The organism is Streptomyces sp. B1866, assembly GCF_031932565.1.
GTDB lineage: Bacteria > Actinomycetota > Actinomycetes > Streptomycetales > Streptomycetaceae > Streptomyces.
The window spans coordinates 1-26,705 of the sequence record NZ_JAVSCF010000059.1; the positions used below are offsets into that span (position 1 = coordinate 1).

A 26,705-nucleotide genomic window follows, 5' to 3' on the forward strand; every position below is an offset into this window, starting at 1 on the left:
GGCGCAGGCCGGGCCGGAGGCGCCAGGCGGTGCGGGGGCCCGGCCAGATCGGCAGGCCGCGCCGGACGCGCGGGGCGGGCCGTACGGGGGCGGCGTGCCGGGCGAGCAGGACGGACCGGTGGCGCGGGCCGGTGGCGGGCCGGGTGACCCGTCCGTGGAGCCGCCCGCCGCGGCTCGGGTGCGGCGTTGGCGGCCCACGGCCCGGGTGCTGGCGGACCTTCCCGCCGGGCGGGCGGCCGGGCTCGCTCCCGGCCTGCTCGCCGACGCCGACGCGGTGGCAGACACCCCGCCGCCCTGGCCGCTGCGGCTCGCCGTGGTGCCGGTGGCGGCGTCGTCTCAGCAGGCCGCGCGCCTGCTGCGCGGGGTTCTCGGCCGCGCCTTCGCACCCTCCGCGCCGCCGTCGGCCCGGCCGCCCGTGACCCTGCTCGACCCCGGTCCGGACGCCCCGCTCACCGGCGCGAGCCGGGTGCTGCTGGCCGTCGAGCACGCGGCGTACGCGGCCATGGCCGCCGATCCCTCAGGCGCGGACGCCGACGGCTTCCGGCGCGCCGCGGGCCGGGCCCGGGACGCCGCCGGACTGCCCGGCACGGTCGTGGTCGTGGTCTCGCGGGCCGGAGAGGGCTGGTTCCACCCCGGCAACCTGCGCGCCTGGTGCGTCGACACGCTCCGGGCCCTGCTCGGCCGGGACTGGCCGGGCCGGGCGGTGCTGCCGGTGGACCTCGGCCCGCACGGCTCGGGCGGCGAGGAGTGCGCGCGCCTGGTGGCCGAGCGGTGGGGCGACCCGGCGCTGCCCGCCGAGCTGACCGCCGACCGGCTGCGCGGGGCGCTCACGTCCCTGCGCCTGACGCTGCGGGACGAGGCGGACCGCCGCGCCTGGCCCGACCCGCTGGCCGTCCCGCGCCTGGCCGCGGGCCCGGCGCTGGAACTGCCGCGCCCGGGCGAGCCCCTGGCGGCTGCGGGGCGCGTCCTGTGGGACCGCCTGGTGGTGCACGCCTGCGCGCGCCCGGCCTCCGAGGCGGCGGCGGGCCTGGCCACGGCGGCGACACCGGTGCCCCGGGCCCGCTCCCGGTCCGTACGCCCGCCGGGCCCCGCGGCCGCGGCTGGTCCCGGCGGCCCGGACAGCGCCGTACGCGCCGACAGGGCCGCACGCCCGGACGGCGGCGTGCGCTCCGGCGGCCCGGCGGGCCCGGGCAGCCCCGTGACCCGGACGGCGCCCGTACCTCCGGCGGACCCTTCCGGCCCCGACAGCGCCGTACGCCCCGACTGGGCCGTACCCGCCGACAGGACCGTACGCCCGGACGGCGGCGCGCGCACCGCCGGTGCGGCGGGCCCGGGCAGCCCCGCAGCCCCCGCCCGGCCCCGCGCCCCCGCCGCCGACCTCGTACGCCCCGAACCCACCGGCACCGGCCCCGGCGGACCCGCACCGGCCCGTTCCGGCGCCGCCGACCGCCCCGAACCCCCCGACCGCCCCAACCGCGCGGAGAGACCCCGATGACCGTCACCCAGTGGATCGCCCTCGGCTGCGCGCTGCTCGCCGTTCTGCTCTTCGCCCTCGCCGTCCTGCTCGCGCGGCGGATCGCCGAGCTGACCGCGGACGGCAGGCGGCTGCACGCGCAGAACGCCCACCTGGCCCAGGAGAACAACCGGTTCCGGGCGGAGATCACCGGGCTTCAGCAGCGGCTGCGCGCCGTGACGGCGGCCGCGGCCGGGGGCGCGCCCGACCGGGCGGCCTATCAGGCCGAGCTGGACCGGCAGTTCGCCCAGCTCAAGCAGTTCCAACTGGACCTGGAGCGGGAGCTGGCGGACGCCCGGCGGGAGCGCGACGCGGCCCTCGCGGAGCTGGCGCGGCTGCGGAGCGCGCCCGAGCCGAGCCCGGCCCCGCCCGGCGCCATGCCGCCGCTGGCCACGGCCGGCCCCTCCGGTCCGGCGGACGCGGCGGCCGGGCAGATCCCGGCCGCGCTCGACCCGGTGCCGGACACCGAGGTGGACGCGGGCGACCAGGGCGGATTCCTGATCCGCGCCGCCTCGCTGCGCGGCCCCCGGCACCGCAGGGCGGCCGTGCCCCGCAAGGACGCCTTTCTGCTGCGCAGCTTCGACGGCCGGTTCCGCCGCCCGTTCACGCTCGCGGTCGTGGCGGCCGGCGATCCCGCGGGCGCGTGGGCGCAGCTCGCCGCCCGTACGACCTGCCTGAGCCTGGCCACCCAGCTGGGCAGCCAGGCCAGGACGCTGGAGGAGGTGCTGCGCGACGGCGGCGGCGAGGAGCTGCTGGGCGAGCTGCTGCACACGGTGGTGGAGGGCACGGCCGAGTCCCTGACCCACCTGGCCCGCTCCCGCAACGCGGCCCCGGCCGCGGCGGCGACCGACTTCGTCGCCGTCCTGTCCCCGATGGGCGACATGCCCGTCCGTCGCCATCTGGTGTTCGGCACCGGCCCGTGCGCGGTGTCCCGGCTGCGCGGCGGCGCCTGGCAGACGGTCTTCACCCCGGCAGCCCCGGCAGCCCCCGCGGCCCCCGGCGGCTCCCCGCCCGCGCGTACCCCCGAGGCCGCCTCCGCCGCGCTGCGGCACGGCGTCGTGGACACCGAGCAGGGCGACGTGCTGGCCGTGTGCGGCCCGTCCGTGGCCGAGCTGCTGCACGACGGCGACGTCCAGGAGTTCCTGGCCCGCCAGTGGTCGGACGGCGCGCCGCACCTGCCGGAGTTCCTGTGGCAGCTGGGCGTGGCCGTACGGGGGGCGACGGCGGACCGTACGGCGGTGTGCCTGTGGGAGTTCGGCCGCGTGGCGGACGTACGGCTGTCGGCCCCGAGCCGCGCGGCGTGGAGCGAACCGGCCCCGGCCGGAGGCTGAGCCCGCGCGGGCGCGCACCGCACCCGCTCCGGGCGGAGGCCGACCGGGGACCCTGGCCACGGCCGACCGGGGAGCCGGGGTTCAGCGGCCCCGGTGACCCCGGGAGTGGGAGGAGCGGGACCCGGCGGCCGGGGAGCCGGAGGAGCGCGACGAGCCGGACGATCGCGAGGACCCCGGCGACCGCGAGGACGAGGGCGGGTAGCCGCGGCCGTCGCGGTGGTGGCGGTCGCGGTCCTCGCGGTCGCGGCCGTCCTGGCCCGCCCGGCGCAGCGCGTAGCACTTCAGCTTGCTGTAGCCGCGCACCGACGCCGGGCGCAGCGACCGCAGGTCGTACGCGGGCACGCCGCGCAGTTGGCCGGCCATGCCCGCGTCGACCACGATGGTGCCGGGACGGGCGACGGAGGTGAGCCGGGCGGCGATGTTGACGACCTCGCCGTACACGTCGCCCAGGCGGTGCAGGACGCGGCCGTAGGCCAGTCCGGCGCGCAGCTGGGGAAGCTTGCCCTCCTGCTCGGCCAGCTCGCCGAGGGTGAAGGCGATCTCGGCGGCGGCCGCCGGGTCGTCCACGGCGAACAGGACTTCGTCGCCGATCATCTTCACGATGCGGCCGCCGTGCTCCGAGACCGCGTCGGTGGCCGCCATCTCGAAGCCTTCGAGGATGGCGATCAGCTCGTGCTCGTCGCTCTGCCGGGTCAGGCGCGTGTAGCCGACCATGTCCACGAAGCCGATGACCTGGCTGCGTTCGGCGTCCTCCGGGTCGGTGGCCTGGGCCGCCTGGGTCAGCTCCACCGCCAGCGCGCGGTCGGCGAAGGCCGCCAGGTGCCGCCGCCACACGTACGTCTGGAGGCGCTCTATGGTGGGCAGCGCGGTCTCCAGGATGACGGGCAGGGCGGTCTCCAGCAGCTTGGCGACCTCCTCCTCGTCGCCCCGGTTGCCGTCGCCCAGCTGCTTGAGCAGGAAGTCCTGCACCACCTGGATCTGCCACTCGGCCAGCCGCGAGAGGTAGTGCCCGAGCGCGCGGGTGACCGCCGCGTCCAGGTCCTGGTCGATCAGGCCCGAGCTGACCAGCTCCCAGCCGATCCGGGCCGCTTCCACGTCGGCGTCGGTGAACACCACGTCGTCGTCGCCGGCCGCGGCGAAGCCCAGCGCGCGCCACAGCCGGTGCACGCGCTCCAGCGGCACGCCCGCCCGCTCGGCCACCTGCACCCGGGTGTACTTCCGCTCGCCGCCGAGCAGGGCCTCTTCGACGCCGGTGTCCGGCACCTCGGGAATTTCCGGCTTGTCCGGGTCCACGATCGCCTCGTTACGCTCGTCGCATCTGGTCGGGTCGGGGTGTGTCAGTACCTGCCAGACCAGGTCGTCGGCTGTCAGGCCCTGTCAGCTCGGTGCGGGCGGGTGCGGGGCCGCGGGTCAGGTGGTGTGGACGATCAGGACGTCCACGTCCGCCTTGCGGGCCACCTCGGCGGGCACCGACCCCAGGATCCGGCCGGCGATCGTGCTCAGCCCGCGGTTGCCGACCACGATCAGGCCCGCGGAGCGCTTCTTGGCCCACTTCAGCAGCGAGGGCACCGCGTCGCCCTCGATGGCCAGCGTCTCCACGTCCCGCGCCCCGGAGAGCACGGCCCGCTCCTGCGCGTCCCGCAGCGTGTCCTCGGCGGGCGCGGAGCCCACCACCTGGTAGGCCACCTCCTCGCCCAGCTTGTCCTGCGCCACGTTGCTCTCGTGCTTGCCCAGCGGCCGGTAGGCGCACAGGATCACCAGCTTGGCGCCGCAGGCCACCGCCACGGCGGCGGCGCGATCCACCGCCGTGAAGGAGGACGCGGACCCATCGGTCCCGACGATGACCGTCTCATACACGCTCATGGCAGCTCACCCTATCCGGCTCTTTCCCGCATCAACCCGCCCGGGGACCATGTTGTCCGATCCCGACAAAACGCGGGTTCAGCATGCGCAGAACCCGCGCATGCCGCGAACCTTACCGGCCCTTTGCCGGCCCTTGACCGGACCGCGCCGGTCCCGGGAGAGCCCCGGGACGGCCCCGGCCCCGGCCCCGATTCCGTGACGGCCCCGGCCCCGGACACGGGATACGGGATACGGGATACGGGATACGGGATACACCGGGCGACCGGGCGGCGGGCTTTCGTCATCATCCGGAAGCCCGGGAATCACCGTGCGGACACTGCCGCGTTCGCCGCCGCCGCAACACTGCCGAGGGTTCGCACGGCGGACGGCGCGCGGTTCCCCTGCCGTTCAGCCGGTGCTCCGATCCCCCTCGAACGGAGAACACCGAATGGCCACGCCCTCGACGTCCGCGGTACCGGCAGCCTCCACCAGCACCTCCTACGAGACGTCCATCGCGGACACGCCCGAACAGATCCGGGCCGCCCAGCGGCTGCGCTACCGGGTGTTCGGCGAGGAGAAGGGGGCCCGGCTGCGCCCGTCGGACGCCGGTCTGGACACCGACGAGTTCGACGAGATCATGGACCACCTGATCGTCACGGACACGACCACCGGCGAGGTCGTCGGCACGTACCGGCTGCTGCCGCCCGGGCGCAGCGACCGGCTCTACTCCGACACCGAGTTCGACCTGCGCGGCCTGCCCGCGTACGTGCGCTCCTCCATGGTCGAGGCCGGCCGCGCCTGCGTGCACCCCGACCACCGCTCCGGCGCCGTGATCAATCTCATGTGGGCCGGGCTCGCCCGCTACGTCCTGCTGTCCGGCCACCGCTACCTGGCCGGCTGCGCGTCCGTGCCGCTGACCGACGGCGGCCAGGCCGCGGCGAACGCCTGGCTGCTGGCCGCCGCCCGGCACGCCGCCCCGGCCGACATGCGGGTGCACCCGCACGACCCGTGGATACCCGCCCGGCCGCTGGACGGCGAGCCGAGCTACGCGTCGCTGCCGCCGCTGCTGCGCGGCTACCTGCGGGTGGGCGCGTGGGTGTGCGGGTCGCCGCAGCACGACCGGGCCTTCGGCGACGCCGACTTCTTCGTGCTGCTGGACACCGAGCGGATGAACGAGCGTTACCGTCGGTACTTCCTGGGGGCCACCCGGTGAACGCGTGGGCCGTGTGGTCGCCGTGCACGCCCGCGCGCTGCGTGGCGCACGCCGCCGCGCGCGTGCCGGCCGGTGCGGCGCTGCGCCGGTCGGCGGCCTTCGGCCGGGCCGTGGCCCGCGCCTTCGCCAGCGGCGACCGCATCGCCGAGCCGGAGGCTCTGCGCGCGCACGCGCGGGCGCTGCTCGACGCGGTGGGCGTACGGCTGGAGGCCGCGCCGCGGGCCGGTCAGGACGTACGGCCGGGCGTGTGGCCGGACGTACGTCCCGGTGCCCGGGCGCAGGCGCACCCCGGTGCCCGGCCCGAGGTACGGGCGGAGGCGTGGCCTGCCGTACGGGCCGACGCGCGCGGCGGCACGGCCCCACGGGACCCTGCCGGGCGGACTCCTGCCGGGTGGGCCCCCGACGGGCGGGACTCTGCCGGGCCCGGCACCCTGGTCGTCGCCAACCACATCTCCTGGCTCGACATCGTCGCGCTGCTGGCCGTCGAACCGGTCACCATGCTCGCCAAACGGGAGGTGGCCGGCTGGCCGGTCGTGGGCCGGCTGACGCGGCGGGCCGGGACGCTGTTCATCGACCGGGACCGGCTGCGCGGCCTGCCGGAGACGGTCGCCGAGCTGTCCGCGCGCCTGCGCGCGGGCCAGTCGGTGGCGGTCTTCCCGCAGGGCGTCACCTGGTGCTCCGGCGCCGCGGGCCGCTTCCGCCGGGCCGCCTTCCAGGCCGCGCTCGACGCGGGCGCGCCCGTACGCCCGGTGACCCTCGGCTACTACCAGCACGGGACCGCCTCGACGGTGGCCGCGTTCGTCGGGGAGGACGGCTTCGCCAGCTCGCTGCGCCGGGTGCTGGGCGCCGACGGGCTGACGGTGCGGGTGACCGTGCACGAGCCGGTGCTCGCGGCGCGCGGCGCGGACGACCGGCGCGCGCTGGCCGCACGCGCGCAGGCGGTGGTGGGCGGGGCGCGGCTGCCGGTGCACGGATAGCGAGGGGGCGCGCCGCCGAGCGGGCGGCGCGCTGCCGGGAGCGAGGGGCGCGCGGCGGGCCAGGGGCACCGCCGCGCGCCCCTTTCGCGCGTCTTTTCCCAGGCGGATCCGGGCGGAATCCTGGTCGGGCGGCCGACGTGGCCCGGGACCGGAGAGGGGGCCGGCCCCGGACCCGTCGGCACGGGGGGCGTACGGACCGGTCGGCGGTCGGACCGACCCGTACGGGTGGTCGGCCGTACGGGCCCGGAGCCGGGGCGGCCGGTCCGGGCGCGCCGCTGTCGAAGGGCGGGCCCCGGAGCCCGCACCCGCCGCCCGCCGGGCCGGTGCGCACGGCACCGTCCCGGCGGGCGGCGGGACTGCGGAGACCGAGGCCAGGGGTGGGTTGCTCACGCACCGTGGGCGGACGGTTGCATTCCAGCGGGCTGGTGGCTATCGTGTCGCGGTACGAAACGGTTTCGTACTATGAAAGGAACGGGCGTCGCCGGGCGCGTCGCCCGGACGTCCGCCGTTGGCGACCGGCACCGTCAGGCCGTCGCGGTCGTCCAGCGCACCATCGGCGCGGTGGCGCGGCCGACCCGAGGCGGCACCCCCACTCACCCTCTGGAGCCCGAATCATGGCCAGTGCCTCCGCCGACCCGCCCGCCGGCACCGTCGACCAGGCCGCCGCCCCGGCGGCCGAGACCACGCCGCAGTACCGCTGGTGGGTTCTGGCGGTCATCGGCGTAGCCCAGCTCACGGTCGTGCTCGACGCGACCATCGTGAATATCGCGCTGCCGTCCGCCCAGCGGGACCTGGGCTTCTCCGACAGCGGCCGGCAGTGGGTGGTGACGGCGTACTCCCTCGCCTTCGGCAGCCTGCTGCTGCTCGGCGGCCGGATCGCCGACCTGTTCGGCCGAAAGATCACCTTCGTGGTGGGCCTGTTCGGCTTCGCGGGGGCGTCGGCCCTCGGCGGCGCCGCCAACGGCTTCGAGATGCTGATCATCGCCCGTGCCGCGCAGGGCCTGTTCGGCGCACTGCTCGCCCCGGCCGCACTGTCCCTGCTGGTCACGACCTTCACCGAGGGCCGCGAACGGGCCAGGGCGTTCGGCGTCTACGGGGCCATCGCGGGCGCGGGCGGCGCCGTCGGACTGCTGCTCGGCGGCGTGCTGACCGAGCACCTGAACTGGCGCTGGACGCTCTACGTCAACCTGCTCTTCGCCGCGATCGCCATCGTCGGCGCCCTTCTCCTGCTGCGGACCACCGAGCGCGACCGCTCCGCCACCCTCGACCTCCCCGGCACCCTGCTGGCCTCCGCCGGCCTGTTCTGCGTGGTCTTCGGCTTCTCCAACGCCGACACCCACGGCTGGGACTCGCCCGGCACCTGGGGCTGCCTGACCGCCGCGCCCCTGCTGCTCGGCGCCTTCACCTGGTCGCAGGCCCGCGCCGAGCGCCCGCTGCTGCCGCTGCGCGTCCTGCTCGACCGCGACCGCGGGGCGTCCTTCCTCATGATCCTCATCGGCGGCGGTGGCCTGTTCGCCGTCTTCCTGTTCCTCACCTACTACCTCCAGCAGTCGCTGGGGTACACGCCGGTCGAGACCGGACTCGCCTTCCTGCCGCTGATCGGCACGCTGATGGTCACCGCGGCGATCGCCACCAGCGTGCTCATGCGGCTCGTGGGCCCCAAGCTGCTGGTGCCGACCGGCATGGGCATCGCCGCCGTGGGCCTGGCCTGGATGACCGTGCTCGACCTCGACAGCTCGTACGCGAGCGAGATCATGCCCACGCTGCTCGTCACCGGCGTCGGCATCGGCCTGGTCTTCGCGCCCACCATGAACCTCGCCACCCTCGGCGTCGCCGCCGAGGACTCGGGCGTGGCCTCCGCGGCGGTCAACATCATGCAGCAGATCGGCGGCTCGATCAGCATCGCCCTGCTCAACACCCTGGCGGCCGACACGCTCGACGACTACCTGTCCACCCGGGACCGGAACGACTCCTCGGTCCTGGCTCACGCCGCCCTGGAGAGCTACCGCGTCACGTACTGGTGGGCGGCCGGATTCTTCGCGGCGGGCACGGTCATCTCCGCGCTCCTCTACCGGCGCGGCATCCCCGACCAGAACCAGGGCGCGACGCCCGTCCACATGTGACCGCCCCGCCCCGGCCCTCCGGCCGGGCCGGGCCCGGGGCCGGTCCGGGTTCCGCCCGGTCCGGGCCCGTACGCGTCTTCCTTCTCTGGACGGATGCGTCATGAGGGGGCGGGGTACGGTGCGAGACATGAGCGCAAGGGGCGGAACGCAGCGACTCACGAGGTTCGAGTGGCAGGGGCGCACCCATCACGGACGGGTCCGGGACACCTCGGGGGGTGAGGTGGTGGAGGTGCTGGGCGACGACCCGCTCCTCCTTCCGGCACAGCCCACCGGCCAGAGCGTCGCTGTCGGCGAGGTCCGGCTGCTCGCTCCCGTCAAGCCGGGGAAGATCATCGCCGTGGGACTGAACTACGCGGACCACACCACGGAGATGGGACTCGAAAGCCCACCGGCGCCACGACTCTTCTTCAAGCCGCCGTCCGCGGTGATCGGGCCCGGGGAGGAGATCCGCTATCCCGCGCAGTCGAACGAGGTCCACCACGAAGCCGAACTGGCCGTAGTCATCGGCCGCAAGGCCTGTAACGTCCGCGCTGCGGAAGCCCTGTCGTACGTGTTCGGCTACACGTGCGCCAACGACGTCACCGCGCGGGACATCCAGCGGGCAGACGGGCAGCCCTCTTGGGCAAAGGCTTTCGACACTTTCTGCCCCATCGGGCCATGGGTCGTCACGGGGCTCGACCCGGCGCAGCTCGAAGTGCGCTGCCTGGTCAACCAGAAGGAACGTCAACGGGCGGCGACCGCGACCATGTTGTATCCGGTCGCGGCTCTGCTGGAGTACGTTTCGGCTGCCCTGACGCTCGAACCCGGAGATGTGCTCCTGACCGGCACCCCGTCGGGGGTAGGCCCTATTCTTCCGGGCGATGAGGTGACGGTGGAAATCACCCGAATCGGCACCTTGGTCAACCCGGTCAGCCGATAGGCCGGTGGGGTTCCAAGAACTCGGCGAACTCGTTTCCGGCCTCCGGGGCGGTGCGTGTCACGCGCCGTCTGTCCTGAGGGGTTGTCAGGCGGCGGTCAGGGCGCGTGCTCGCTCCTCGAAGTCGGCCACCAGGCGGTGGCGGCCGAAGGGTTTCATGCGCGTGCGCAGGTCCTGGACGGCCTCGACCGCGCGTGACGACTTCACCTTGCGGGCGAGGGACAGGGTCCGCAGCCCGGCCGCGTGGGCGGCTTCCAGGTCGTCCCGCTGAAGGTGCGAGGCGGCCAGCGCCGCCTGGGAGAGGGCTCCGCGCCGGGCCCGGTTCTGCTTGCGGGCGTGCGCGATGGACCGGTGGGCGTGCTCGGCCGCGTGGCCGGGCTGGTCCAGGTCGCGGAAGGTGTGGGCGTGCTCGCCGTGCAGGTACGCCACGTCGATGAACGCGGCCCACTCCGGCTCTTCCCCGGGCCGTACGCCCTCGAAGGCGGACTCCGACCTGGCGACGGCGGCAGCGGCGGCCCGCCGGTCGCCGAGCCTGGCCGAGGCGCGGGCCTCCAGCGCCCACAGGTCGGCGAGGCACGCCGGGGACGCGGACCCGGCGAGCCCCGCGCGTCCGGCCTGCGCCAGCCTGCGGCCCTCCGCGGGGTGTCCGAGGAGGGTGGCCTGGTCTGCCATTCCCGCCAGGACGTGCGCGCCGAGGGCCGGATTTCGCGATTCTTCGGCGAGCCGGAGCGACTGGATCAGATAGCGCTGCGCCGTTCCCTGTTCTCCGTCGTCATAGGCCATCCAGCCCAGCAGGTATGTCTGTTCCGCCGCGGCTTCGCACAGCGCCCGCCGGACCCGCTCGGTGTGCGTGCGGCGCAGTAGGGGGAACACGTGTGCGTTCACGTAGGCGGCGAGAGTCAGGCGGCCCGAACCGCCGCCCTGGAAAATGTCCATCTCCTGGAAAAAGCCGAACATATTACGGACCGCGCTCACATCTTCGAGCCTGACCCGGGGGCCGGGCACGGGCTGCTGGTCCAAGGTGCTCAGCAGCCAGTCACGTGAGGGACCGATGCCCGCGAGGGCGGTGAACGGCGCTGCGGTCAGGAACGTGCGGCGATCCACGTCCGCCCTCCCCAAGTCGGCGACGGCTTCCACCGTAGCCGCGAACGACGCGTTGTACACAAGGGCCCGGTCGAACTCGCTGTCGCCCCAGCTCAGGTCGTACGTGGTGACCCGGTAGCCCACGGCGGCGGATAACACGTCGGCGAGGACGCCGGGCACGGGCGGGCGGGGGCGCTCGCCGTTCAGCCAGCGCCGGACACTGGTCGCGTCCGGGGCCACGTGCGCGTGCCCTCGCTCCTTGGCCTGTACTCGTACACGCCGGGCCAGTTCACCGTGACTCATACCGGATCGCGTCAGCCACTCGGCGAGCTTCGTGTTCGGTTTCTTCATGACTCACTGCCTTCGGCCATGAGCGGTCGCGGAAACAACACCTTTCGACACCCCTCTGCACGGTGCCCGCTGGCGTGCCGTCGCTGTTTTCTTGGTGCGGAAGCCGAATCTGCGGACGGCATCGGAGAGTTACGGCCATGAGTATGGCGATGAGGGTCCACCGGCTCAACCCGGAACGGGTAAGCGCGCGGGCATCAGTTCTATTTTCTACTCGGGCGGGCCGAGTGAGACCTTTCCCCCGCCGTCCAGCGAGTGGCCGAGCCGCCGGGGCGCTCAGCGCCACGACGGCCTCGTGGCCGGTGCCGGGGGTGGTTGGGCGTGGCGGTGATGACGAGCCGGGTGTACCGGCTGGACCCGGTGACCGGTGAGCAGGCGGAGGCCAGTTCGTGTTCCGTGCGGGGTGAGCCGGGTCGTTCGTTCGCTCCGGTGTCGTGTGAGTGGCCTCGGTGCGAGTGCCCCCGCTGCCAGGCCAAGGCCACCGGCCCGGGGGAGGACCGGTGAGCGGGCTGGTGCGGCTGCCGTGGTCCACGGTGGACGGTAAGCCCTGTTACACCGTCTCGGCTCCGGACGGCCACGGCCTCGGGCCGGTGGGCGCGTTGGCGGATGCGTGGGAGGACGCGCAGGTGTTGGCCGCGCGCAGTGTGCTCGGCGCGGCGCGGGTGTGGCTGGCCTCGGGGGTCCGCGTCGACGGCGGGCGGTTGCGGGCGGGGGCGGTCCGGTTGGTGTGGTCCCTCGTGCGCATGGTGCGGGTGGCCGAGAGCCGGGGGAAGCGGCTGGAGCGGGTTGACCCCGGACAGGTCGCGCGGGTGGAGATGGCCCGGGTGCTCCTCGGGCACACCGAGGACCTGATCATCACCGGCAACGCCGAGACCTGTCAGATGCGGTACGTCCTGGCCCGGCTGGTGGAGTGCCTGGCCGCCCTGCTCGAGGTCGCCGAGGCCCGGGGCGCGCTGCTGGCCGCCCAGGACGGTGGCGGGTTGCGGTGCAGGAAGGGGGCGTGCGGGTGACCGGCATCCCGGGCCCGCCCCCGGTCCCGAGGGCCGCAGGCGGGGCGTGGCTGTCCGCGCAGTGCGTGGCGGCGGTGCGGCCCGGCGGGGTGGTCGAGGCGCACGCCCTGTGCCACGGAGGCCGGTGCGCCTGCCGGTGCCACCGTAAGGTCGCCGTCAGCCTGGGCCTGCTGGTCGGCGGACCTACGCAGACGACCGGCGACGACCCGACCGGCCAGCCCGAGCCCGTACCGGTGCCCCCGGAGGCCGGGCGGCCGGGCCGGGTGGGGGACCGGCGGCGGCACCCGCCCGTCACCCCCGCCGAGGCCGTGGCGGAGATGCTGGAGGCCGGGTACGAGCCCATCGAGACCTACCCGGGACGCGCCTCGGTGGCCTGGTCGTGCCGGTGCACGACCTGCGGCGCCGCACGCCGCGTCAAGCTCTCCGAAGCCCGCGCGGGGCAGCGCTGCCACCACGTCAGAGGCGTACCTCTCCTGCCACCGCCCCCGGGCCCCTGAGACGGGGGCGGGCGCGGCTGGCCCCTTTCCGGTGATCCCCCGCGCCGGACATGGCCGGGGCCAGCCCGCCCGCCCCTCGGCCCGGCCCGCCCGTACCACCCACCCTCCGTCCTATCCGGTGGTGGTACGACGGGCCGGGCCACCCGCAGCCGGACCGGCCAGCAGAAGCATCCTGGACAGCCACGGGCTGGAATCGTGCTGATCGCGGGCGCGCGGCCGGATCGAGCCTCCGACGTTCCCTGCTGCGTGGCGGCCAGATCCGCGCGGCACCCGCCGTCCTCTATCCGAGCGTGAGCATCGCCTCGGCGACCTCGCCGACCGCCGCATCGGGGATCGCGGTGGCGGCCTCCTTGAGGACGAGCAGCCGTGCCCCGGGGATCTCGCGCGCGATCGCCTCGCCGTTGCCGACGGGGAAGAACCGGTCGCGGCGGCCGTGGACGACGAGTGTGGGGACATCGATCTCGGGCAGGCGCTCGCGCCAGCGGGGTGTGCAGTCGAGCCTGGAGAACACCATGCCCATCTGGTTGGCCATCTGGACCGGGGGTGCGGTGCTGGGCGTGCGGTCCCAGATGCGCGCAGCGAGTGCGCGCGCGGCGACGGGGTCGTTGCCGAGAATCTTCGCGCCGCTGGCGGCGAACTCCGCAACCGCCTCGCGGTCGGTCCAATCGGGCATCGGACGCGCGAACAGTCGGCTCATCGTCGCCTGGTCGTGGTCGGGGAGGTCATCGTCGGGCGGGCCAGGGGCAACCGCGCGGGTGCCGACCAGAGTGAGCGCCGAGAACGCGCCCGGATGGTCGAGCACGGCCACCTGGGCGACCATCCCGCCGACGCCGATTCCCGCCAGGTGCGCAGGCCCCCCGCCGAGCGCGTCAGCGAGGGCCGCCGCGTCGGCGGCGAGGTGGCGCAGGGTGTAGGCGGGCGCCTGCGGATCCGTCGTCGTCGACTCCCCGCTGTCGCGCAGGTCGTAGCGCACCACACGGCGCCCGCCGGCGGCGAGGCGCTCGCACAGCGCGTCGGGCCAGGAGAGCATCGTCGTCCCGCCCGCGAGCAGGACGAGTGGCGCGTCGTCGTCACCGAACGACTCGATGCCCAAGGCGATCTCATGGGCGTTGACAGTGGTCATCGGATCACCGGTAGAGGTCGTAGGTCAGGTGCGTCGCGGTCGATGTCGGGATCACGCTCCGCTGCACCAGCGTGCGCGGCGCTCCGCCGCTGAACAGTGGTGTCCCGGCGCCCAGCACGACGGGCGCGAGGTGCAGCGTCAGCGCGTCGACCAGCCCGGCGTCGAGCGCCGAGCCGATCGTGGCGCCGCCGCCCATGAGGACGACGTCGAGGTCCCTGCCGCTGTCCGCCGCCGCCGCCTCGGCTCGCTCGCGCGCGGCGGTGACGGCGTCGGGCAGACCGGTGGTGACGAACGTCCAGTCGAGGTTGGTTGTCCGCACCGACTCCGGCGGAGAGCTCGTCACGACGACGAACGCGGGCTCGCCGACCTCGCCGGCGCCGTAGCCGGACGTGTCGTCCCAGCCTTTCGGCCCGTCGACCACGTCGAACAGGTGGCGGCCGAGGATGACGGCGCCCGAGCGGGCGGTCCCTTCGCGCAGGACCCGGCGGTCGTCGGGGTCGTCGGAAAACGCCCACGTGTGCAGGGCCTCGCCGCCGGTGCCCAGGCCGTTGTCCGGGCTGGGGTCGGGCCCGGTGACGAAGCCGTCGAGAGAGACCGAGATGTCAGCGATGATTCGAGTCATACCAGGGCAGACCCGATCCGCCGCCCAAACTCATCGCTCACGCGTGAAGCGTGTGGCGGATGCGAGCCCGACAGCACGACGCGTGCGGCGGCACGTCGGAACCGCCCGGCACGCGCCTGGGCCTGTCCGGCACGCATCCTTGCCAGTCTCCGACCCGACCGCCGTGTCGGCGATCGGTCCCAGCGCACGTACCGCGCCCTGTCCGGTGGCGGTGTGGCGGGCCGGGCCATCCGAGAGCCAACCGTGAGGTCCTTCTGCCGTCTGCCGGGGCCGCGCCGGAGGAGCCGCCCCGGCCCGGAGCACGGCCGACGGGCCGGGCGCGAGACCGCCGGGTCGGACGGCGGTGTACCGTCCGGCCCGGCGGCGCATCCGCCCCCCGCGCGGGGGCCTCAGCGCACCGTCGTGTACGCCCGGTAGATCGTCTCGTCCACGGTGTTGCCCGAGCGCTCCTCCAGGTGCGTGCGGAAGGACACCGAGCCCGGCGCGGCCGGGTGCTCCACCGTCACGTACCGGTCGCCCCCGAGGCCCTGGCCGTGTACCGTCAGCGGCTGCCAGGTGGCGCCCTCGTCGTACGACACGTCCACGGTCAGCTTCTTCGGCGCCCGCCGCGCGGCCGGGCCGTCGAGGACCACCGGCACGGTCAGCGGCTGTCCCGCCTTCGCCGTGCTGGACAGGGTCAGCTCCGGGGTGAAGCGGACGGCGGACAGCCTGGTCTCCTTCTCCCGCCTGCCGGGGTCGGCCGAGGTGAAGGTCCAGTCCGCGGTGATCCGCGTGCTGGTCGTGAACTGCTTCGGGTCGCGCCGCAGGTCGGCGCTCAGCCGGTAGGCCGCGGATCCGGTCGGCAGGCCCTTCGTGTCGAAGCACGGCACGTCGGCCACCTGGACGAGTGGCCTGCCGTCCGCGCTGAGCGTGGACCGCGCCGCGGTCAGCCGCGAGTCGCCCCAGCCGCCGGTGTTGTCCGCGAACATCGGGGCACACAGGTCCGCATAGTCGCCGTAGCGCCAGAAGGTGCCCTGCGCGGGGCCGAAGACGCCGACGTTGACGGTTTCGCGGTAGGTACGCCCCGGCTGGTACGCGCGTGGCGCGCTGCCCATCTGCGCCATGTCCGTCTCGTCGGCGAGCTGTTCGGTGGTGAGGAAGCGCGCCGTGCCGCCGCGGGGCGCCGCCACGAACTGCCGCCAGGTGCCGGGCATGGCCTGGCCGGCGGTGACGCCTGCGCCCGTGCCGACGAGGCGTCCGTGCAGGAAGGGCATGACGTAGGCCCGGCGGCCGGGAGTCGGCGCGCCTACGGTGACGTCCACCTGCGCGAACTCGCTCTTGTCGGTCCGGTGGGTGAAGCCGGTGAAGAAGGAGTCGTCACGGCTGTAGAGGCTGGTGTACTGGGTGTGGGCGTTCTCCTCGCCCGGCAGTGACCACACGGTGCCGATCAGGGACTCCAGGCGTCCCCTCGGCGTGTTCGGGCCGACCTGCCCCGCGCTGAACCGGGAGTAGTCGTCCATCGTGGTGTCGGCGGAGTAGGAGTAGGGACTGGTGGGTTCTTTGAAGCTGTACCCGATGTCCGCGTGCGCCATCGTCGCCTTCGGGTCCGGGGCGGTGATGTCGACCGGCTTGGTCTCGCGCGCGTCGAACGTGACGGTGGTGTCCTTCGTCACCGGCAGGCCGGGAGCGATCATCCAGGCGAGGTTGCTCTGGTCGGGAACGCCGGTCGGGGTCCCCACGATGACGTCGAACAGGTAGCGGCCCTTGGGCACCCGGACCTTCATCGTGCCGTCGCCGTCCGTGTCGTGGTCGGACGGTTCGCCGAAGTACGAGCCGTCCGCGTTCAGCATGATGACGGAGGCGTCGGACGGCTTGCCGTGGCCGTCGATGTGTTTCATGGTCAGGTCGTACGACTCGGGCTCGCGGTCCACCGCCACGGGCGTACGCACCGACTGGCCGCCCTCGGCCGTGGCGGTGACCACGCCGGTGAACCGGCCGTCCAGGCTTCCCCGGCGGGTGTCGGCGGTGACGTCCACGGTGGCGGTGCCGTGCGCGGGCACGGTGACCTGCTCGGCTCCCGTGGTGAACAGGCCCGCGGGCGCGGGCTTGCCGTCCGGGCCGGTGGCCTGCGTGGTCAGGGCCAGGGTGACCGGGGCGGGACCGGTGTTGCGGTACGTCAGCTTCCGCGTGACCGCCTGGTCGTCGTTGTGCGGCCAGCTCTGGACGCCGTACGAGAGGGATGTCTGCTCGCCGACGACGCTCTGGGCGATCGCCCGCGCCACGTCGACCCGGCCCGAGCCCTGGTCGAACGGGGTCAGGCCCGCGGTGGGCCTGGCCGACGCGGTCAGGGCCTGCTTGATGCGCTGCCCGGTCCAGTCCGGGTGTTCCTGGGCCAGGATCGCGGCCGAGCCCGCCACGTGCGGGGCCGCCATCGACGTACCCGACAGGCTCACGTACCCGTCCGCCGCGGGCCTGCCGGCGTGGCCGTGCGCGGCCTTGGCGGCCACGATGTCCACGCCCGGCGCGGTGATGTCCGGCTTGATGGCGCCGTCGCCGAGCCGGGGGCCCCGGCTGGAGAAGTTCGCGACGCGGTCGTCGCCGTCCACCGCGCCGACGGTCAGCGCGGCGTCGGCGCTGCCCGGCGTCCCGACGGTCTGCGGGAGCGGGCCCTTGTTGCCCGCGGAGATCACGAACAGCGTGCCCTTGCCGGACAGCTCGTTCACGGCCTGCTCCAGCGGGTCCACGCCGGGTGAGTCGTCGCCGCCGAGGCTGAGGTTGGCGACCTTGGCGCCCTGGTCGACGGCCCATTGCATGCCCGCGATGATCTGCGAGTCGTGGCCGTGGCCGTCGTCGTCCAGCACCTTCGCGTCGAGGATGCGGGCCCCGGGCGCCACGCCCCGGTACTTTCCGCCGGACTTCGCGCCCGTACCGGCGACGGTGGACGCGACGTGCGTGCCGTGGCCGACGCGGTCGGTGCTGTCGCGCGCGTCGCTGAAGTTCTTCTCGGCTATCTCCTGGTGCGCGAGGTCGGGGTGGGTCTGGTCGACGCCCGTGTCGAGGACGGCGACCTTCACGCCCTTGCCGTCGTAACCCGCCTTCCAGGCGGTGGGCGCGCCGATCTGCGGCACGCTCTTGTCCAGCGCCGCCTTCCGCTTCCCGTCCAGCCACACCCGGGCCACACCGGGCGCCGCCGTACGGGCGTCGCCGTGCCCGGCCGCGGTGAGCGCGTTCCAGACCCGGGACGCGCCGGACTTGGGAGCCGCGAGCGCCGCGCCGCGCACCGCGGGCAGGTCGCGGCGCACCGCGGCCCCGGCCCGCGCCAGGTCCGCGCGCGCCGCCGACCGCTGCCGCCCGGGCCCGTACGAGACGATCAGCGGTACGTCGCGGCGGTGCGCGTCGTCGTAGCCCGCCGCCAGCAGGGCCGTCACGTCGAACAGGCGGCGGTCCAGCGTGCCCTCGCGGATCAGCCGGAGGGCGTCCCAGGGGATGACCTGGGTGTGGCCGCCGGAGCTGCGGACGGACATCGGGATGCCGGTGCGGCCCGCGCCGCGCCGCACCTCGCGGACCGCGCCCGTGCCCTCCTCGACCAGCACCCGGTCGCCGGTGATCAGCGTCACCGTGCGCAGCGCGTGGCCGCCCGGGGCTCGCGCCGCCGCCTGTGCCCCGTCCTGGGCCTGCGGCCGGTGCGCGGCGCCGCCCGTCCGCGGTACGGCCGCGGCGGTCGTCGCCAGGCCGGTGGCCAGGACCGCGGCGATCGCGCCGGTCAGGGCGCGGATCGGCTTCGCCGCGGACGTCCTGCGCCCGCGTCGTCGGTGGGGGATCCCCGTGTCGGGCGCCGCGGCGCCCGACTCCTTCCCATGAGCCGGCACGTGGTCTCCTCGTTCGTTCCGGTGTGCCGTCCTGGCTGGTCTGTGTCCAGGAGNACGTGGTCTCCTCGTTCGTTCCGGTGTGCCGTCCTGGCTGGTCTGTGTCCAGGAGCGGCGGGTTCCGCGGGGGAAGAGGAGGGAAAGTGATCACGGGTTGCCTGGCGGCGCGGACTTCTTCGCTGCCGCACCGGGCGCGTCGCGGTGGCTATCCGCGTTCGCTGTCGGGGACGTGGATGTCGGCGCTGCTGACCGTCTGCGGGTGGGCGCTGAAGGCCCGCAGCCGCACCCGGACCCTGTGCGAGTCCGGCACGTGCCGGCCGCCGCCGTCGGGTCCGGCGATGACGTAGCGCGCGGTCTGGTGCGGGGCCAGGGTCTCCGGGCCGCTGACGACGTCCCAGATCCGCGACGTGGACTGGCCGACGCCGATGGCGAAGTGCGGCTCCAGGGGCTTGCCGGTGGTGTTGGTGGCCTCGAAGACCACGCGGCGCAGCATGCCGTGGTCGGTGTGCACCGGGGCGATGCCGAAGGTGAGCGGCGGCGGGCTGGCGGCGGCGACGCAGGTGCAGGCGACGGCCGGCAGCAGGCACCCGGCCAGCACCGCGGCCCGCCCCGCACGCGCGCGGCGGCCCGGGCCGCGCAGCCGGGCGGGCAGCCGGGGCCGCCAGGCGGTGCGGAAGTCGGCGGCGGACACGGTGGCCGCGGCGGCCAGCCACAGCGGGGTCATGAGGAGGAAGTAGCCGTCCTGCGAGCGGGTGGCGAAGAAGAAGACGCACCAGGGCAGGACGGTCAGGGCGGGCCCGAGCCGCCCGACGAACAGCGCCAGGGCGGTCAGCAGGCCCGCGGCCAGCAGCACGCTGCCGTAGGTGTAGAAGCTGAGCCGGCCGGTGCCGTCGGTGAAGTAGTAGGAGATGTCGACGACGCCCTGGCCGTGGGGTATCGCGCCCTGCCGCAGCAGCAGGGTGACGCCGGCGACCCAGCCCCTGAAGTCCTGGATCGCGAAGTACGCGTTGATCGCCAGCCAGGTCGAGGCGGCCAGGCCCGTGTAGCGCGCCAGGACCGCCAGGGCGCGGCGGTTGCCCAGCTCGCCGCGGCGCACCGCGTACAGGCCCACCAGCAGGAACGGGATGAGGAACCAGGGCAGTTGCTGGGCCGCGCAGGCCGCGCCCAGGCACCCGGCGCGCAGCACGCCGCCCCGGCCGAGCCGCCCGCCCGCGCCGGTGCGCGGCCAGCGCACGACGACGGGGATCAGCAGGGCGAGGGCGGTGACGGCCGGGTAGCCGAGCCGGGCGTAGGTGGGCAGCATGCCGAAGCCGAGGCAGACCGCGGTGGCCGCCGACCGCCAGGGCGCGGGCAGCAGGATCCACAGGGCGACGGTCCCGGCGATCAGGGAGCCGGTGGCGACGACGGTCGCGGCGCCCGCGCCGTGTACGACGGCGTAGACGGGCGCGGTCAGCAGGACGGCCAGCGGCGGATAGCCGTAGGTGTAGTCGGCGCCGCCGTCCATGGTCGGGGTGATCGCGACGCCCCGGTCGAACAGCCAGGGCCACGGCTGGTCGTAGACGGGCCGGCCGTGCAGCAGCTCACGGGCCGCGTAGCTGGTCAGGACGCCCTCGTCGCTGCCGTTGTGGGACAGGATGAGGCGGCAGCAGGTCAGCGCGACGGCGATCAGCAGGACGGCCAGGTCGACCCGGATCAGCGCCCGGCTGGTACGGGCGGCCAGGGCGAGGACGCCGGTGACGAGTATGCCCGCGTAGCACAGGGAGACGACCGCGGCCAGGGACGGGCGGTTCGACATGGCGCTCGCCCACACCGAACGGGTGCCGATGAACAGGCTGACGGCCCCGATGAGGGTCATGCCACGGTGCCACTGCGGCGGCGCGACATCCGGCCGCGGGTCCCGGGCCGGCACGTCCGCGGGTTTCACGGTGCGCCAGGCGCGGATGGCGGTGGTTATGGGAACCACATCACTCATACCGGACATTTCCCTTCCCCAAGGGCTGGGCGAGGGGCGGTCGGCGTCCTCGCCGTCACGACATCACCCGTCCAGATACGTGAGGGGGGCAATACGTTGCCCTCCGGAACGCGACGAATACGTGTGAAGTCGGATACAGGGGGGTGTGCGGTGCGCCTGGTGTGCGCCCCAGAGCCGCCCCGGCGCGCGGCTCGGCGTGCACCGGGGCGGGGTGGGGGGCTGGGGCGGGGCGCGCCGGGGCTGGGCCCGGGGGCCGCGCGTGGTCCGGGGCGGGGCGCGCTGGGGTCGGATCGGGCTGGGTCGGGTGCGGGGCGGGTCCGGCGGGCCGGGGCGGCGCGGGGACGCGCGGGCGGCCGGGGGACGGCCGCCGGGTGCCCGGAATTCGTCGTTCGCGTCACGGAGAAGCCGTCAGGCGGATGTGTCCTTTTGGCCCTTCTGTTTATTCGTCCGAGTCCTATAGCATCCAGACTCGATTCCCGCCGCGCGCGTGCGGGGCGGTCTGGGGGCGGTGACTGTGACGTTACTGATCGGTGCGTGCGCGAGAGGCCGGTATCCGCGCGCGCGGGACACCGCGCGGTATAGCGGATTCCGTTTCCGTACCGCCTCCCGTACCGCCTCCCGCACGGCACTCCGGCGCGGCACGGGAGAAGCATGACGCCGCGGAACGTTCTCGTCACGGGCGGCTCGAACGGCATCGGCAGGGCCGTCGTCCGGCTATTCGCGAGCAAGGGCGACACCGTCTGGTTCACCTACCATTCCGGACGGGCGCGCGCGGACGACCTGCTCGCCGAGTGCCGCAGGTCGGGGTGGGACCGGGTGGCGGCCTTCGCGTTCCGGCAGGGTGATCGGGACAGCCACGAGCGGCTGCTCGCGGCGCTGCCGGGTCCGGTGGACGTCCTGGTCAACAATGCCGCCGTCGGATCGAAAACCGTCGAGCGGTACGAACCCGATCCGGCGCGGCGGGACGAGGCCTTCTTCCGTATCAACAGCGTCGGGCCGCTGTGGCTCATTCGGCAGCTCGTCCCGGGCATGGTCGAGCGGGAATACGGCAAGGTCGTCAACGTTTCCAGCGTGGGCGGCGGAATCTCGCAGTTTCCCGGATTTCACGTCGCGGACGGCATGAGCAAGGCCGCGCTCGCCTACCTCACCCGGCACCTCGCCGCCGAACTCGCGCACACGCCGGTGGACATTACCGCCGTCTGCCCGGGCGCGGTCGAGACGCCCATGTTCGAGGCCAGCACCCTGGCCTCGCTCGCCCCGGACGAGCGGCGCGCGTTCGCCGCGCGGCTGCCGAAGGGCCGGCTCATCCACCCCGAGGAGATGGCGGAGGTGGTGTGGTGGCTGGCCGGCGACGGGTCCCGGGTGCTGCACGGCGCGGTGGTCGACGCCTCGATGGGTCTGGGCGTCCACCCCGGGCTGCTCACCGGCCGGGCCGCCGAGGGTCCGGACTCCCGGGCCGCCGACGGTCCGTACGGCGCGAGCACCGACGGTCCGTACGGCGGCCCGGGCGTCGGCGGTCCGTACGGTCCGGACGCCGCGCGGACGGAGGGCCCGGACGCTGACGGTCCCTACGGCTCGGGCGCCGCGGCGCGCGGCGCCGCCGCCGGGCGCGGCGCGGACCCGGCCGGGGGGCTGTGATGGTCTCCCGGAGCGCGGCGCGCCTGGCCGCCCAGGCCCCCGCCATCGCCGTCGCCCACTTCCGCGCCGAGGAGTACCCGTACCACCCGCGGCAGCGGCCCGACGGCTACTTCAACCTGGGCACCGCGGAGAACCGCCTGGTGTGGGACCTGCTCGAACCCCGGCTCGCCGGCCGCCCGCCGCTGACCGCCGCCGACACCCGGTACGCGCCGCTGCACGGCACCCCGGCGCTGCGCGAGGCGATCGCCGGGTTCCTGTCCGGCGTGTGCCGCCGGCAGGTGCGCGCCGACGAACTGGTCGTGGTCAGCGGCGCGACCGGCGCGCTGGACATCGCCGCCTCCGCGCTGTGCGACCCCGGCGACGCGATCGTGCTGCCCGCCCCCTACTACGGCGCGTTCGACGTGGACCTGGCCGGCCGCTCCGGCGCGCGCCTGGTGCGCGCCCCGCTCGCGGCGGGCGACGGCTTCCGGCTGGATCCGGAGGCGGTCGACCAGGCCCTCACCCGGGCCCGCTGGGACGGCTTCCCGGTACGGGCCGTGGCGCTGGCCTCGCCCGGCAACCCGGTGGGCCACGTGCACCCGGCCCGTACCCTGAAGGACCTCGGCGAGGTGGCCGCGCGGCACGGCGTCGGCATCATCGCCGACGAGATCTACGCGGGTTCCGTCTTCGGCCCGGAGCCCTTCGTCAGCCTCCTCGGCCCGGAGGCCGGCCTGGCCCGCGCCCCCGGCGCGCACATGGTGTGGGGGTTCGCCAAGGACTTCGGCCTGCCCGGCTTCAAGGTCGGCGTGCTCTACAGTCCGGACCCGGAGGTCTGCGCGGCGGCCCGGGCGCTGGCCTACTTCGCGCCGTGCTCCACCGAGACCCAGGCGCTGCTGACCGGCCTGCTCGCGGACACCGCCTGGGTGGACCGCTTCACCGCCGAGAGCAGGCGTCGGCTGGCGGTCGCCTACGAACGGGCCACCCGGCTGCTGGACGCGCTGGGCATCGGCTACGTGCCGGTGGGCGCCGGGTTCTCGCTGTGGGTGGACCTGCGCCGCTGGCTGCCGGCGCCGACCTTCCCGGCCGAGCACGAGCTGTGGGCCGGGATCTTCGAGGGCGCCCGGGTCAACATCCTGCCCGGCAAGGTCTTCGCCTGCCCGGAGCCCGGCTGGTTCCGGCTGTGTTTCACCACCGACTGGGACACCGTCCGCGAGGGCGTCGTACGGCTCGACCGCTTCCTGCGCGCCGAGGCCGCCCGGCGCTCGGCGGGCGACGGGGACCCGGCGGGCGGCCGAGGCCCCGCGCGGCGCCCGCCCGGCGTCCCTGAGCCCGGCACCCCGCAGCCCGGCACCCCTGAGCCCGGCGTCCCGTCCGGCCCGTCTGCACCGTCCAGCCCGTCCGGCCCGGCCCGTGGGGCCCGTACCGCGCCCTGACCGGGACCGCGCCGGCCCGCAAGTCGCCTGCCCGCCACACCGAGCCGCACTCGGCCGCACCGAGCCGCGGCACGCCACACAGGAGCCGTCCCATGGAGTCCGAGACCACGCCCCCGGCGGCGGCCCGGCCGCTCGACCGGTGGTACGAGGCGGCCGGGGTGCGCTCCGGCGTGCGCCGCCGCTTCCACGAGGAGACCGAGCAGGGCCGGGTCTTCTTCCCGGCCGCCCTGGTGCCGTACCTGGCCCACGAGGGCCTGCGCGGCCTGCCGCCGGAGCGGGTGCGCGAACTGACGATCCGGCACCTCTACCAGTTCCTGCTGTCCACCGCCCACCTGGAGACCCGGGTGGTCAACAGCGGCGCCGAACGCATCGCCAACGGCCGGGCCGGCGTGGACCTGCCGTTCGCCGACCGGATCGACGCGTACAAGGTCTACTGCGACGAGGGCTACCACTCCCTCTACAGCCTCGACCTCGCCGACCAGATCGCGGCCGTCACGCGCGTGCCCGTACCCGACTGGGACTACGGCGGGTTCGTCGCCCGGCTGGCCGAGGCCGGGCGCGCCCTGCTGCCGGGCGAGCCGGTGCTCGCCCAGCTCCTCCAGGTCGTCGTCTTCGAGACGCTCATCACCGCCGTGCTCAACGAACTGCCGAACGACACCACCGTCGTCACCGCCGTACGCGACGTCACCCGCGACCACGCGCGTGACGAGGGACAGCACCACCGCTTCTTCTCGGCCTTCTTCCACCGCCTGTGGGCGGGCCTGGACACCTCGCTGCGCGCCCGCGTGGCGCACGCGCTGCCGCCGATGGTCCACGCCTGCCTGACCTGGGACACGGCCCCGGTGCGGTCCTCCCTGCTGCTGGCGGGCGTGGCCGAGCCGACCGCGGACGCGGTGCTGCGCGACTGCTACGGCGCGGCCGCCGTCCAGCGCGTCCACGACATGGGAAGAGCCACCGTGCACATGTGCGAATCCGCCGGTGTCCTGGACGTCCCCGGCGCCCGGGAGGCCTTCGCCTCCCACGGGCTGGTCAGAGAGGGTGCGTGAGCCGGCGTGGAACAGGCCGCCGACCTGACGTACGCGACCTACCTGCGCCTGCCCGGGCTGCTGGACCAGCAGGTCCGCAAGGGCCCGCCGGAGGCGCACGACGAGCTGCTGTTCATCGCCGTCCACCAGGCGTACGAGCTGTGGTTCAAGGTGCTGCTGCACGAGCTGTCCGACGCCCGCGACTGGATGCTCGTCGGCGAGACCCGGCCGCCCCGCGAGCGGCTGCGGCGCTGCCACGAGATCGAGCGGGTGCTCGTCGGCCAGCTCGACGTGCTCGACACCATGGCCCCCCGCGACTTCCTCGGCTTCCGCGACTCCCTCGGCTCGGCCAGCGGCTTCCAGTCCGCGCAGTACCGGGAGGTCGAATACCTCTCCGGGCTGCACGACGAGGAGTGGCTGGCGCGGGCGGGCTGGCTGGAGAAGGACGACCGCGCCCGGCTGGAGCGGCGGCTGGCCGAGCCGACCGTCTGGGACGGCTTCGTCAGCCTCCTGGAGCGGGCCGGCTTCGACGCGGACACGCGCGAGCGGCGGGTCGCCGCCTGCGCGGAGATCGCCCGCGACCGGGAGCGCCACGGCGACCTGTGGGAACTGGCCGACGGGCTGCTGCGGCACGACCAGCTGTGGTCCCTGTGGCGCACCCGGCACCTGCTGACGGTCAGCCGGCAGATCGGCAGCAAGCCCGGCACCGCGGGCAGCACCGGCACCGGCTACCTCGGCGGACGGGTCGGCGCGCGGTTCTTCCCGGAGCTGTGGGAGGCGCCCGGCGAGCTGGACCGGCCCGGCGGCGGCCAGGACGACGGGACGTCGCATGCCCGGACATGACGCGGCGTACGGCGCCGGTACGGGCGCGGACGGGCCCGGCGAGGGCCCCGGCGGCGGCGCGCCGACGCGGCGGTCGGGTCCGTCCGGTGGGGCGGGGCCGTCCAGTGCGTCGGGCGTGTCGGGCGTGGCGGGGCGCCGGGGGTCGGCCCGGAGGGCCGCGCGGGCCCTGCGGGACCGCGAGTACTCGCCCAGCTCCCTGGTGCCCGACATGCGCCGCCACCTGGCCGCGTACGCCGAGCGGTCGGCGCTGGCCCGGCAGCGGCTGCCCTGGCGGGAACTGGCCTACGGACCCGGCCCGGCCGAGCGCCTGCACTTCTTCCCGGCGGCCGGGTCGACCGACCTTGACGGTACGCCAGGCCCGGACGGCGGGGACGCCGGCGGTCCGGTGCCCCTCCAGGTCTACGTGCACGGCGGCTACTGGCTGGAGCTGAGCAAGGAGGACTCCGCCTTCGCCGCGCCCGACTTCGCCGCGCGCGGGGCCGCGTTCGCCGCGCTCGGATACGGCCTGGCCCCCGCCCACCGGCTCGACGAGATCGTCGCCATGGTCCGCCGCGGCGTGCTGTGGCTCTACCGGCACGCCCCCGACCTCGGCGTCGACCCGGCCCGTATCTTCCTCAGCGGCAGCTCGGCGGGCGCCCACCTGGCGGCCATGTGCCTGCTGGACAACTGGCTGCCCGCGCCGCTGCGCCCCGCGCACGTGGTGCGCGGCGCCACGCTGCTGAGCGGGGTGTACGACCTGGAGCCGCTGCGGCACACGTACGTGGGCGACGACGTGCGCCTCACCCGGGCGGAGGCGGCGCGCAACAGCCCCATCCGGTACGCGCACGAGGGCTTCCCGCCGGTGGTCGTGGCCCGCGGCGACAACGAGACCGGCGCCTTCGCCGCGCAGCACGACCGCTTCGTCGCCGCGCTCACCGGGCGCGGCGTGCCGGTCACCGACCTGGTCGCCCGCCCCCGCCACCACTTCGACCTGCCGCTGGACCTCGGCGACCCCGGGACGGAGCTGGGCCGGGCGACCCTGTCCCTGATGGGGCTGCCCGCGCGACCGTCGGGCTGAGCCGGATCCGGCGCGGGCGGACCGGCCCGCCGGGGGCGCCGGGGCACGGGCGGCCGTTCCCGCGCGGGCGCGTCTCCCGGCCGCGCGACCGGGACTGTCCGTGGCCGCTCCGCTTGCCGTTCTCGCGCGGGCGCGTCTCCTGGCGCACGTCTGGCGGCGACCCGCCGGAATCCCGGGCGGTCGTCCCGCGCGGGCGGACATCGCGGTGTGGCCTCGCGGTCGGTGGTCCCGCGCGGGCGGACGCCGCCGGGTCGCCTGCCCGGGCCGCCGCCTCGCGCGGGCCGCCTGCCCGGGGCTGCCGCCTCGCGCGGGCCG

Annotated in this window: 19 protein-coding genes and 1 pseudogene; 13 read left to right on the top strand and 7 right to left on the bottom strand. The window is 75.2% G+C overall.

The features are described 5' to 3' along the window. Both RKE29_RS11230 and RKE29_RS11235 read left to right on the top strand, forming a co-directional pair. Positions 1-1,495: pseudogene (locus tag RKE29_RS11230) on the top strand (hypothetical protein); the annotation flags it as partial. Further along, the gene (locus tag RKE29_RS11235) at positions 1,492-2,844 is read left to right on the top strand and encodes a hypothetical protein (RefSeq protein ID WP_312005018.1); all 1,353 of its coding nucleotides are present in this window, start codon (positions 1,492-1,494) and stop codon (positions 2,842-2,844) included. The pseudogene RKE29_RS11230 and the gene RKE29_RS11235, both read left to right, overlap by 4 nt. Before the next feature lie 81 nt (positions 2,845-2,925). On the opposite strand, the gene RKE29_RS11240 is transcribed toward RKE29_RS11235, so the two are convergent. Both RKE29_RS11240 and RKE29_RS11245 read right to left on the bottom strand, forming a co-directional pair. Beyond that, entirely contained in the window at positions 2,926-4,137 is a 1,212-nt protein-coding gene (locus RKE29_RS11240; RefSeq protein WP_312005019.1) for an adenylate/guanylate cyclase domain-containing protein, read from the bottom strand. 117 nt (positions 4,138-4,254) lie between these two features. Further along, on the bottom strand, positions 4,255-4,707 hold the full coding sequence (locus RKE29_RS11245; protein WP_312005020.1) for a universal stress protein: 453 nt from the start codon (positions 4,705-4,707) through the stop codon (positions 4,255-4,257). 427 nt (positions 4,708-5,134) lie between these two features. On the opposite strand from RKE29_RS11245, the gene RKE29_RS11250 reads away from it, so the two are divergent. The 4 genes from RKE29_RS11250 to RKE29_RS11265 all read left to right on the top strand — a co-directional run bounded on the left by RKE29_RS11250 (position 5,135) and on the right by RKE29_RS11265 (position 9,918). Continuing rightward, positions 5,135-5,899, top strand: a complete 765-nt coding sequence (locus tag RKE29_RS11250) for a GNAT family N-acyltransferase (protein ID WP_312005021.1) — start codon at positions 5,135-5,137, stop codon at positions 5,897-5,899. Next, positions 5,896-6,876, top strand: coding sequence for a 1-acyl-sn-glycerol-3-phosphate acyltransferase (locus tag RKE29_RS11255; RefSeq protein ID WP_312005022.1), 981 nt, complete (start codon positions 5,896-5,898; stop codon positions 6,874-6,876). Before RKE29_RS11250 ends, RKE29_RS11255 begins: the two co-directional genes overlap by 4 nt. Positions 6,877-7,490: 614 nt before the next feature. Beyond that, positions 7,491-8,999 carry an MFS transporter gene (locus tag RKE29_RS11260; RefSeq protein WP_312005023.1) on the top strand — a complete coding sequence of 503 codons (1,509 nt, stop codon included), beginning with the start codon at positions 7,491-7,493 and terminating at the stop codon, positions 8,997-8,999. Between the two features lie 127 nt (positions 9,000-9,126). Beyond that, positions 9,127-9,918: a fumarylacetoacetate hydrolase family protein gene (locus RKE29_RS11265; protein WP_312005024.1), complete on the top strand. Its 792-nt coding sequence runs from the start codon at positions 9,127-9,129 to the stop codon at positions 9,916-9,918. A gap of 84 nt (positions 9,919-10,002) precedes the next feature. On the opposite strand, the gene RKE29_RS11270 is transcribed toward RKE29_RS11265, so the two are convergent. Further along, positions 10,003-11,349 carry a transcriptional regulator gene (locus tag RKE29_RS11270; protein ID WP_312005025.1) on the bottom strand — a complete coding sequence of 449 codons (1,347 nt, stop codon included), beginning with the start codon at positions 11,347-11,349 and terminating at the stop codon, positions 10,003-10,005. 497 nt (positions 11,350-11,846) lie between these two features. Here RKE29_RS11270 and RKE29_RS11275 point away from each other — a divergent pair, with 497 nt between their 5' ends. Both RKE29_RS11275 and RKE29_RS11280 read left to right on the top strand, forming a co-directional pair. Continuing rightward, the gene (locus RKE29_RS11275; protein ID WP_312005026.1) at positions 11,847-12,356 is read left to right on the top strand and encodes a hypothetical protein; all 510 of its coding nucleotides are present in this window, start codon (positions 11,847-11,849) and stop codon (positions 12,354-12,356) included. Continuing rightward, on the top strand, positions 12,353-12,853 hold the full coding sequence (locus tag RKE29_RS11280) for a hypothetical protein (RefSeq protein ID WP_312005027.1): 501 nt from the start codon (positions 12,353-12,355) through the stop codon (positions 12,851-12,853). Before RKE29_RS11275 ends, RKE29_RS11280 begins: the two co-directional genes overlap by 4 nt. Positions 12,854-13,133: 280 nt before the next feature. On the opposite strand, the gene RKE29_RS11285 is transcribed toward RKE29_RS11280, so the two are convergent. The 4 genes from RKE29_RS11285 to RKE29_RS11300 all read right to left on the bottom strand — a co-directional run bounded on the left by RKE29_RS11285 (position 13,134) and on the right by RKE29_RS11300 (position 20,415). Next, positions 13,134-13,976 (bottom strand): alpha/beta hydrolase, encoded by an 843-nt coding sequence (locus tag RKE29_RS11285; RefSeq protein ID WP_312005028.1) that lies wholly within the window; start codon positions 13,974-13,976, stop codon positions 13,134-13,136. A 4-nt stretch (positions 13,977-13,980) separates the two neighbouring features. Then, the gene (locus tag RKE29_RS11290) at positions 13,981-14,598 is read right to left on the bottom strand and encodes a dihydrofolate reductase family protein (protein WP_312005029.1); all 618 of its coding nucleotides are present in this window, start codon (positions 14,596-14,598) and stop codon (positions 13,981-13,983) included. 389 nt (positions 14,599-14,987) lie between these two features. After that, positions 14,988-18,446: a S8 family serine peptidase gene (locus RKE29_RS11295; protein ID WP_312005030.1), complete on the bottom strand. Its 3,459-nt coding sequence runs from the start codon at positions 18,444-18,446 to the stop codon at positions 14,988-14,990. Positions 18,447-18,648: 202 nt separating this feature from the next. Continuing rightward, positions 18,649-20,415 (bottom strand): hypothetical protein, encoded by a 1,767-nt coding sequence (locus RKE29_RS11300; protein ID WP_312005031.1) that lies wholly within the window; start codon positions 20,413-20,415, stop codon positions 18,649-18,651. Positions 20,416-21,066: 651 nt separating this feature from the next. Here RKE29_RS11300 and RKE29_RS11305 point away from each other — a divergent pair. The 5 genes from RKE29_RS11305 to RKE29_RS11325 all read left to right on the top strand — a co-directional run bounded on the left by RKE29_RS11305 (position 21,067) and on the right by RKE29_RS11325 (position 26,390). Further along, positions 21,067-22,053, top strand: coding sequence for an SDR family NAD(P)-dependent oxidoreductase (locus RKE29_RS11305; RefSeq protein ID WP_312005032.1), 987 nt, complete (start codon positions 21,067-21,069; stop codon positions 22,051-22,053). Beyond that, positions 22,053-23,465, top strand: a complete 1,413-nt coding sequence (locus RKE29_RS11310; protein WP_312005033.1) for an aminotransferase class I/II-fold pyridoxal phosphate-dependent enzyme — start codon at positions 22,053-22,055, stop codon at positions 23,463-23,465. Before RKE29_RS11305 ends, RKE29_RS11310 begins: the two co-directional genes overlap by 1 nt. A 92-nt stretch (positions 23,466-23,557) precedes the next feature. Beyond that, complete coding sequence (locus tag RKE29_RS11315) at positions 23,558-24,511, top strand: diiron oxygenase (RefSeq protein ID WP_312005034.1); 954 nt, start codon at positions 23,558-23,560, stop codon at positions 24,509-24,511. A gap of 6 nt (positions 24,512-24,517) precedes the next feature. Then, positions 24,518-25,333, top strand: a complete 816-nt coding sequence (locus tag RKE29_RS11320; RefSeq protein ID WP_312005035.1) for a tryptophan 2,3-dioxygenase family protein — start codon at positions 24,518-24,520, stop codon at positions 25,331-25,333. Further along, complete coding sequence (locus tag RKE29_RS11325) at positions 25,320-26,390, top strand: alpha/beta hydrolase (protein ID WP_312005036.1); 1,071 nt, start codon at positions 25,320-25,322, stop codon at positions 26,388-26,390. The genes RKE29_RS11320 and RKE29_RS11325 overlap by 14 nt, the downstream gene beginning before the upstream one ends. The last annotated feature ends 315 nt before the right edge of the window (positions 26,391-26,705 follow it).

Excerpts from the sequence above, each read along its gene's own strand:
- RKE29_RS11235 (WP_312005018.1), top strand. The coding sequence starts at position 1,492 with ATGACCGTCACCCAGTGGATCGCCCTCGGCTGCGCGCTGCTCGCCGTT.
- RKE29_RS11245 (WP_312005020.1), bottom strand. The coding sequence starts at position 4,707 with ATGAGCGTGTATGAGACGGTCATCGTCGGGACCGATGGGTCCGCGTCC.
- RKE29_RS11250 (WP_312005021.1), top strand. The coding sequence starts at position 5,135 with ATGGCCACGCCCTCGACGTCCGCGGTACCGGCAGCCTCCACCAGCACC.
- RKE29_RS11260 (WP_312005023.1), top strand. The coding sequence starts at position 7,491 with ATGGCCAGTGCCTCCGCCGACCCGCCCGCCGGCACCGTCGACCAGGCC.
- RKE29_RS11265 (WP_312005024.1), top strand. The coding sequence starts at position 9,127 with ATGAGCGCAAGGGGCGGAACGCAGCGACTCACGAGGTTCGAGTGGCAG.
- RKE29_RS11270 (WP_312005025.1), bottom strand. The coding sequence starts at position 11,349 with ATGAAGAAACCGAACACGAAGCTCGCCGAGTGGCTGACGCGATCCGGT.
- RKE29_RS11285 (WP_312005028.1), bottom strand. The coding sequence starts at position 13,976 with ATGACCACTGTCAACGCCCATGAGATCGCCTTGGGCATCGAGTCGTTC.
- RKE29_RS11290 (WP_312005029.1), bottom strand. The coding sequence starts at position 14,598 with ATGACTCGAATCATCGCTGACATCTCGGTCTCTCTCGACGGCTTCGTC.
- RKE29_RS11300 (WP_312005031.1), bottom strand. The coding sequence starts at position 20,415 with ATGAGTGATGTGGTTCCCATAACCACCGCCATCCGCGCCTGGCGCACC.
- RKE29_RS11305 (WP_312005032.1), top strand. The coding sequence starts at position 21,067 with ATGACGCCGCGGAACGTTCTCGTCACGGGCGGCTCGAACGGCATCGGC.
- RKE29_RS11310 (WP_312005033.1), top strand. The coding sequence starts at position 22,053 with ATGGTCTCCCGGAGCGCGGCGCGCCTGGCCGCCCAGGCCCCCGCCATC.
- RKE29_RS11315 (WP_312005034.1), top strand. The coding sequence starts at position 23,558 with ATGGAGTCCGAGACCACGCCCCCGGCGGCGGCCCGGCCGCTCGACCGG.
- RKE29_RS11325 (WP_312005036.1), top strand. The coding sequence starts at position 25,320 with ATGCCCGGACATGACGCGGCGTACGGCGCCGGTACGGGCGCGGACGGG.